This is a genomic window from Legionella sp., assembly GCF_047605385.1.
In the GTDB taxonomy this organism is placed as follows: Bacteria; Pseudomonadota; Gammaproteobacteria; order Legionellales; family Legionellaceae; genus Legionella.
The window spans coordinates 19,434-28,044 of the sequence record NZ_JASGFU010000037.1 but is presented as its reverse complement, the minus strand read 5'-3'; the positions used below and the strand labels follow the sequence as shown (position 1 = coordinate 28,044).

Sequence of the window (8,611 nt, the reverse complement as noted above, 5' to 3'; positions counted from 1 at the left end):
AGCAATGAGCAATGAGCAATGAGCAATGAGCAATGAGCAATGAGCAATGAGCAATCATATTGATACTCTTTTCAAGTAAAACAAATTTGAGCAATGTGTACCCTTGAGCTATTTTAATGTTTACTGCTCATAAAGTGGCATGATAATATACAGATGAATTTTATCCAATTCATATATTTTTTTGTCTTAATAGATAATTATTAAACCCACGCCTTATTTATCATCTTGAGTTTACAGGAAATAATGATGCAAAAGAAATTAGAAGAAAAGTTTACCCCACGCCCAGATTACTTAAACACATTAGAAGAAGCAAGGAAACATATATCCAAGCAGGATGAACTTATTCCAAGTGTTCGATTCCTCAGACAAAATGTATTAAAAAAAATCATAGAGACCCATGAAAATGAAAATACTAAATTAGTTAACCAATTGGCTGAATTAAATAAGGATTTAAGCAAATATCTTGCCCTTCCGCAAAAAGAGCATACAGAACAATATAAAATAATACATACAAGAGTTTTAAAAGACGCTATCGAAAAGTTGACTACAGTTAATTGGGTATTATTTATTCTGCACATCAAGATGGCGACTCTATATTTAAGTTATATTTCGCATCAAAGTAATTTCAAAAAAAAGGAAATACCACCATTAGCCAGCATCGCACATAAGTATATTGATACCGCTGAGTATTTACTTAATAAACATTATTCAGATTTTTTATCCACACCAGAGGGAGACGAAGTAGAGGAATATAAAAACACAATTCCTCTGCTAAGAAAAGGGATTTATCAATTCTGCCCTTCATCCGGATCTAACTATCCTTTACAAGAAATATTAACTCAAGCTAAAAAGAAAAATAATGCCGATGAGATTTATCAATTAATTGAAGAATTCCTTAGCTCAAACAAAACTCTCAACTATAATGACATATTACTTTTATTACAATACCAGGTTACAGCATACCATCAGAGTTTTACAAAAATTTTTCAAAATTCTTTCAAAATCAGTGAATTTGAGTATTGCATAAATATCATCAAAAACATAAACCGGATTTCTCCAAAAATACTTGATATTTTAACGGGTGCTAATTTAAATTTTGCAGATTATCAAGCAAATATGACCCAAGAAGTGGGAACTTTAAATGCAATAATAAACCAACTAGATGAATATTGCCGTTTTTTGATAAATAAAAAAGACTGTCAAAAAGCAGAACTTTGGACAAATGAATTTGCAAACACATTAATGCTCATGAAACGTTTAATACCATATTCATCTGAAATGAAAAATGAAGTTGAAAAAGCAGAAATTGCATTGTCTCAATATTTAAAAAATATTAATGAATACAAGGAGGAAATAAATAGAAAAAGATTAGTAGAAATAGAAATGGAACAAGAAAAAACAAAAGCGATGGAAGAGTTTGTAAAACAAGTTGAGGAAAATTTAAATTTTTTTAAGGAAGAAAAAAAACGCAACAAAAGAAACAAAAATTGCTTTTATACCGAGAAGAAATGGAAACATAACGACGATAGACAAACTGAGGATGAAGAGCTACTAGGACCTCATATTGTCAGTGCAGAAAAATTAGCGTCTACAGAATTAGCACAGCCCCACTCGCGTATAACTATCCTTAAACCTTCCCTACACATGCATAATGGAAATAATGACCTGACCAACTTAAAAAATAATTTCGCTCAAGCAGATTATCACCGATTACAAGCATTTCAATACGTAAAAAATCACCAAATTAATGAGAAAATATCTCATTTTAAACAATGTATTAAGTTTTTAAGTTTAATCATAAAAGAAACAGATAAAAACCTGACCCAATTAACCTCTGGCAAAAAACGTACCAAGATTCTTGAAATACATGACTGGGCTAAATCTATTTTACAAGAAATACATACCCAGCTACAAACAATCTTAAAAAACCAGCACGATAAGGAGGAGCGTTTAATAAAAAGCGGTAAATTAGCCAAAAAAGATATTACCCAAAAACATGGATTCAAAGCCTGGTTTAAAGAAGAAGACTTTTCTTGGGAAAAACTTTCTAAAGAAGCCAAGACGCTTATTATAGTGAAAAATAATATACGTATGCTCAATCAGTTTTTGCCAACGGTTGAGGACGTTATGAAGCAGGTTAAGATTGACGCCCCTTATCAAGTGAGCCCACTACCAACACCTATTGTCAATGCGTTTGAGGTGTTACAAGATCTATCTGGAAAATGTTATCTCATGGGTAGTGCGGTACGCTCTTTATTAGCAGATAACTCAAGTAACTACCACGATCTGGATTTTCTTATTCTATCTGAAGACCCTGAAGAAGTTGCTTTAGAGCTTAAAGCGAGGAATTTTTTTCGCTGTCCATATAACTCACAACTTTTTACCAAAAACACAAACGCCATTCCTATAGACTGTTATATTGTTAATTTTCGTACTCTTAAGGAATATGTAGAATATTCAGGCGGATTCACTTTTTATCATATCTACTGTCAAGAAGATGGATGTATTGTGGATCCATCAGGAGAGGGTTTGAAAGACAATGAGCAGAACATATTAAACATCCAAAACAATGCATTAACATGGTTTCAGAACGATGCAACACGATTATTGAGAACAATAAATCATATTGTTATAGATTATAAAAAACCCTCTAAAGAAGTTGATGCTGCAATTAAGGAATGGCAACCTACCGCTTCAATAAAAATATCCCATATTAAAGCAGTCTTGCGTAAATATTTAAATCGCTACTCTCTTGAGCAACAGATTAATTATGTAGAAAAATTACAACAGTATACACTACTTTCCAAATTATTTAACTTATCCCCTTCTTTGCTTATGCCTAAATCAGCCCTAACGTACTTACAAAAATGGGTAAACATTCCATCAAATAATAACATTCACTCAGTTGTTCATCCTGAAGCAGAACATTCATCTTATCCTTTATTTTTTAAACCTGGCCATTCAAAACCAGATTTAGGTGAATATTTGAATACATCAGATTTGGCATATCATGGGTAAAAGTTCACCATATTTTTCTAAAATATCCTCCATGCGCCCTTATACTAGGGCGCGTGACCTTTTACCGAACAAAACAAATAGATAAACTTTCTCGCGGTGCGAGGGGTTAGGTGAAGGCCACTGTTATTCTTATTGTTTTATGTTTTTATAACAACGAAGGACGATAAAGCAAAAAAAATGCTTTCTCAAACAGCTAAACTTGCCGACATGAAGGCAGAAGATTTCGATACTATATTTTACGTTGGTGGGCATGGCCCTCTGTGGGATCTTGCCGAAAGTCCTATTTCAATCAATTTAATAGAATCTTTCTACAACTCAGGCAAGCCAGTTGCTTTAGTATGCCATTCACCTGGCGTACTTCATCGAGTAATGTATAAAGACATGCCTCTTGTAAAGGGTAAACGCGTGACTGGTTTTTCCAACAGAGAAGAAGAGCAAGTACAGCTTACAACTAGAAAGCCTACCTTAATTAGGCTATTGCAATCTCACCCGTGCTCTTAAATACCACATCAATAGCCATCAAAGACTCCAACAACTGCTTCATTTTATCCAAAGGCCAACTATTTGGACCATCGCTTAACGCCTTATCTGGATCCGGATGCGTCTCCATAAAAATTCCTGCGATCCCTGCAGCAACTGCCGCACGTGCAAGCACTGGCACAAACTCTCGTTGACCACCAGACACGCCATTGTTCCCACCAGGCAATTGCACTGAGTGTGTTGCGTCATAAACCACAGGACAGCCTGTTTCACGCATGATCGCTAAAGAACGCATGTCCGAAACCAGATTATTATAACCAAAACTTACACCACGTTCACACGCCATAATCTGCTCATTACCACCGGCTTTCGCTTTGGTAATCACATGCTTCATTTCCCAAGGAGCCAAAAACTGCCCTTTTTTAATATTTACCGGCTTATTCATCGCCGCAACTTTTTGAATAAAATTGGTTTGTCGACATAAAAACGCGGGCGTTTGTAACACATCAACAACACTGGATACTTCCAATAATGGCGTATCTTCATGCACATCCGTTAACACAGGCACACCAATCTGCGTCTTTACCTTTTCCAAAATAGTTAATCCCTTTTCGAAACCTGGGCCACGATAACTGGATAAAGACGAACGATTGGCTTTATCAAAAGATGATTTATAAATAAAGGGAATCTTGAGCTGATTACAAAGCTCTTTTAAATACCCTGCAGTTTCTAACGCCAATTCTTCACTTTCAATAACACAAGGACCTGCTATTAAAAATAAAGGCTTATCTAAGCCTACTTCAAATCCACATAATTTCATGCCTTATCCTTTTCTTGATGTTTGTTCCGTGCTGCAAGCACAAATTGTTTAAATAATGGATGACTATTTCTTGGAGTTGAAGTAAATTCGGGATGAAATTGACAGGCCAAGAACCATGGATGATCTGCTAATTCAACCATTTCCACCAACATATTATCCGCTGAACGTCCAGAAATAATTAAACCATGCTCTATTAAGCTCTCAACGTATTTATCATTTACTTCATAACGATGCCGATGACGTTCAATAATTTGCGGTTTATCATAAACCTTGCGTGCTAAAGTACCTTCAGCCAAGTGACACAATTGTGCTCCCAAACGCATAGTACCACCTAAATCAGTGTGTTCATTGCGAAACTTCTTCGAACCATCAGCATCCATCCATTCACTGATTAAACCAAGAACTGGATATGGGGTTTCTTTATTAAATTCTGTTGAATTAGCACCAGTCAAACCAATAACATTACGCGCAAACTCAATGACTGCTGTTTGCATTCCTAAACAAATACCTAAAAATGGCACTTTATGTTCACGGGCATATTGAATCGCTTTAATCTTACCTTCAACACCACGTTCACCAAAGCCACCGGGAACCAAAATCGCATCAACATTTTCTAATAAAGTAGCGCCATGAGTCTCAATAAGCTCAGCATCAACATAGACAATTTCTACTTTGGTTTGTGTATGAATACCGGCATGTAATAGTGCTTCATTAATTGACTTATACGCATCATTGAGTTCAATATACTTGCCAACCAGAGCAATCTTCACAGTCATAGTTTGCGTTTTTTGCATATCAACAACCCGCTGCCATTCCCTTAGATCAGCCGATTTGGCATTAAGAGCCAATTTTTTAACTACAATGTCATCTAAACCTTGCTCATGCAAAATCATAGGAATTTGATAAATACTGAGGGCATCTTCCAAAGGAATCACTGCATCTTTATCTACATTAGTAAATAAAGCAATTTTCGCTCTGTCAGCTATGGATAAAGCTTTTTCAGAGCGACAAATTAAAATATCCGGCTGAATACCAATGGAACGTAACTCTTTTACTGAATGCTGTGTTGGTTTGGTTTTGGTTTCACCCGAAGTAGCAATATAAGGTACCAAGGTCAAATGCAGAAAGATTGCTCTTTGCGATCCCAATTCAATACGCATTTGTCGAATTGCTTCAAGAAAAGGCAAAGATTCAATATCCCCAACAGTACCACCAATTTCTACCATCGCTACATCAAACCCTTCAGCACCTAATTTAATGCTGCGTTTAATCTCATTGGTGATGTGGGGAATCACTTGCACCGTACCGCCAAGATAATCCCCTTTACGCTCTTTTTTAATGACTGTTTCGTAAATTTTCCCCGAGGTAAAATTATTACGTTTTGTCATGACTGTATTCACAAAACGTTCATAATGTCCTAAATCCAGATCGGTTTCAGCCCCATCATTGGTAACAAAAACTTCACCATGCTGGAATGGACTCATAGTTCCTGGATCAACATTGATATAGGGGTCAAGCTTAATTAATGTAACACTAAGACCGCGTGCCTCAAGAATGGCCGCTAAAGATGCAGCAGCAATACCCTTTCCTAAGGAAGAAACTACGCCACCAGTAATAAAAATATAGTTTGTCATATTGACCCCGTTTAAAATGCTAAATTCAAGTAACCAAACGCTTACGAAAATTTCTGAAAATTACATTTGAATGTAAACGGGATTTAATTGTATCAAAATGAAGATAAAAATTACACCCATTTATTAGGAAGATTCTCTTAACTAACCGTTGTTTCGAGGAGCGTAGCGACGAAGCAATCCAGAAGATCTCACAAGTTTCAAATTAAATTAATTTGTCATACAAATCGTTCCAAAGAGGATTTACTTTTTCAATCAACATTAATTTCTTTTTTCTAGAGCCGCCTTTAACTGGATTGCTTCACTTCGTTCGCAACGACACAAGAGGAAGAACATATAAAATTTTAACTTAATGCTAATAAATGCCCCATCTTATCCTTCTTAGTCTGTAGATATTTATGATTTTCCTGATTAGGCTCTATCTCTAAAGGAATGCGCTCGCTCACTATAATTCCATAACGCTCTAATCCGCTAATTTTTAAGGGGTTATTAGTTAACAAGCGAATCGCATTAATTCCATAATGTTTTAACACTTGATAGGCAATAGCATAATCACGGTTATCAGCAGGAAGCCCCAATTCGTGATTAGCATCCACAGTATCCAAGCCACGCTCTTGCAAAGCATAAGCCTTCAATTTATTCGCTAAACCAATGCCGCGACCTTCCTGGCGTAAATAGATTAATATGCCCCCTTCTGCAGAAATAAGTGCTAAAGACTGTTCTAATTGCCTACCGCAATCACATTTGCAAGAGCCAAAAATATCGCCAGTGATGCATTCAGAATGAATACGTACCAAAGGCACTTGATTAACAAAGCGCGGTGCTTTTACCAGCGCAAAATGTTCAGCATTATCTAATTGATTCGCAAATACTGTCATCTGAAAATCCCCTTTATCTTGCAGAGGAATACGGGTAGATGCTGCCTCATTGAGTAGAATCTCATGACAGATGCGGTATTCAATTAAATCTTTAATTGTAACTAAAGGAATCTCATGTTTTTGCGAAAAAGCAGCTAATTCTTCAAAACGACTCATGGTACCGTCTTCATTTATAATTTCGCAAATCACTGCAGCCGGTGTTAAACCGGCAAGCCTAGCTAAATCCACACTTCCCTCAGTTTGTCCCATACGTTCCAACACCCCTTTTTTACGTGCACGTAAGGGGAATATATGGCCTGGGGAAATAACATCACTAGGCTTTGCATCAGGATGAATAGCTATCTGAATCGTGTGCGAGCGATCCCGGGCTGAAATTCCAGTAGAAACGCCTTCAGCTGCTTCAATAGATACAGTAAAAGCTGTGCCATAAGGAGATTTATTCGTTTGTGTCATCATCGGTAATTGTAATTTATCGATCATTTCCTCAGCCATAGACAAACAAATAAGTCCACAACCATGACGAGACATGAAGTTAATTGCTTCAGGTGTGGCAAATTCTGCGGCCACGATCAAATCGCCTTCATTTTCTCGATCTTCGTCATCGATTAAAATAATCATTTTACCGGCTTTCAGTGTTTCCAATGCCTGTTCTATTGTTGCTAAGGAATGCTTTATCATAACGCGACCTCTTTTAATCCAGGATAGGAACCAACCCTAAACCTCTTGCCAATCGATACATGCTACCATATTATTACCGCGAGCATGCCAAGATACCGTGTGCGGACGGTCAAATATCCCATTTTGCTGATATGCTGAAATAGCATTTGCTCTCAAACTGGTTGGAACGAGATACACATAAGTTCGATGAACCAGTCCTTCCTGATGTAAGGTACTAAATATAGCCCCTCCAGCCTCCACCCACACATCATGATATCCCAACGCACCCAAATGCCTAATAACAGCACTTAAATCCATTGCTCCATTCTTCGCTGGCATTAAATGCAAGCGACTATTCGCATAGGAAACTTCTCGTTCATCACAATGATAAATATGACAATAAGCAGCTGTTGTAAAAATTTGAGCCTCTTTATTCAGAGTCAATTGTCTGTCAATAATTGCCACAGGCTTGGCATATTCTTTATCGCCTAAACGCACATTCATTCTCGGATTATCTAAATGAATGGTACGCGCACTCGTAAGAATTATATCTGTTGCTGCGCGCTGTTGGTGAGTCAATTCCTCACATAAAGAATTAGATAAAATAATGCGCTCACCGGTGGCATTACCGATTCTACCATCAAATGCCTGAGCAATTTTTACTGTTACTCTTGGTTTTTTATTTTTAATCCAATAAGTATAACTAGTATAAAATGCTGTAATTTCTTCTACTGGGTAATATATTACTTTGATTCCATGAGCACATAATTTTTCTGAAGAATTATTTTTTGCCACAATAGGATTAGGATCAGCATAAGCAAAAATAACCTGTTCAATCCCACCATGTGCAATAATTGCATCAACACAAGGAGGCGTTCTGCCCCAATGATTACAAGGCTCAAGAGAAATATACAGACTCACCCCTGGCATTTTAGGCCGGATCTGTGTTAACAATAATTGTTCTGCATGTGGTGTACCCGCACCTCGATGATAAGTCTGTGCTATAATATTTCCGTTTTGCACGGCAATAGCGCCCACACAAGGGTTGGGAGCACAGAAGCCTTGTCCTAAACGGGCTTGTTCAAGCGCTGCGAGCAGAAACTTTTTATGCATTGATTACATTACCT

6 protein-coding genes are annotated in these 8,611 nt (G+C 36.9%); 2 read left to right on the top strand and 4 right to left on the bottom strand.

The annotated features are described in order from the left end of the window. The first annotated feature begins 243 nt into the window (after nucleotides 1-243). Nucleotides 244-3,018 (top strand): hypothetical protein, encoded by a 2,775-nt coding sequence (locus QM652_RS09460; RefSeq protein WP_415075149.1) that lies wholly within the window; start codon nucleotides 244-246, stop codon nucleotides 3,016-3,018. A gap of 177 nt (nucleotides 3,019-3,195) precedes the next feature. Then, nucleotides 3,196-3,519, top strand: coding sequence for a DJ-1/PfpI family protein (locus tag QM652_RS09455; RefSeq protein WP_415075147.1), 324 nt, complete (start codon nucleotides 3,196-3,198; stop codon nucleotides 3,517-3,519). On the opposite strand, the gene kdsA is transcribed toward QM652_RS09455, so the two are convergent. The 4 genes from kdsA to ribD form a co-directional block, all read right to left on the bottom strand. Then, entirely contained in the window at nucleotides 3,488-4,318 is an 831-nt protein-coding gene (kdsA, locus tag QM652_RS09450) for a 3-deoxy-8-phosphooctulonate synthase (protein WP_415075145.1), read from the bottom strand. The genes QM652_RS09455 and kdsA overlap by 32 nt on opposite strands. Further along, on the bottom strand, nucleotides 4,315-5,952 hold the full coding sequence (locus tag QM652_RS09445) for a CTP synthase (protein WP_415075143.1): 1,638 nt from the start codon (nucleotides 5,950-5,952) through the stop codon (nucleotides 4,315-4,317). Before QM652_RS09445 ends, kdsA begins: the two co-directional genes overlap by 4 nt. Before the next feature lie 341 nt (nucleotides 5,953-6,293). Further along, nucleotides 6,294-7,502 carry a 3,4-dihydroxy-2-butanone-4-phosphate synthase gene (gene ribB, locus QM652_RS09440; protein ID WP_415075155.1) on the bottom strand — a complete coding sequence of 403 codons (1,209 nt, stop codon included), beginning with the start codon at nucleotides 7,500-7,502 and terminating at the stop codon, nucleotides 6,294-6,296. 39 nt (nucleotides 7,503-7,541) lie between these two features. Then, nucleotides 7,542-8,597 (bottom strand): bifunctional diaminohydroxyphosphoribosylaminopyrimidine deaminase/5-amino-6-(5-phosphoribosylamino)uracil reductase RibD, encoded by a 1,056-nt coding sequence (ribD, locus tag QM652_RS09435; protein WP_415075141.1) that lies wholly within the window; start codon nucleotides 8,595-8,597, stop codon nucleotides 7,542-7,544. Nucleotides 8,598-8,611: the final 14 nt, after the last annotated feature.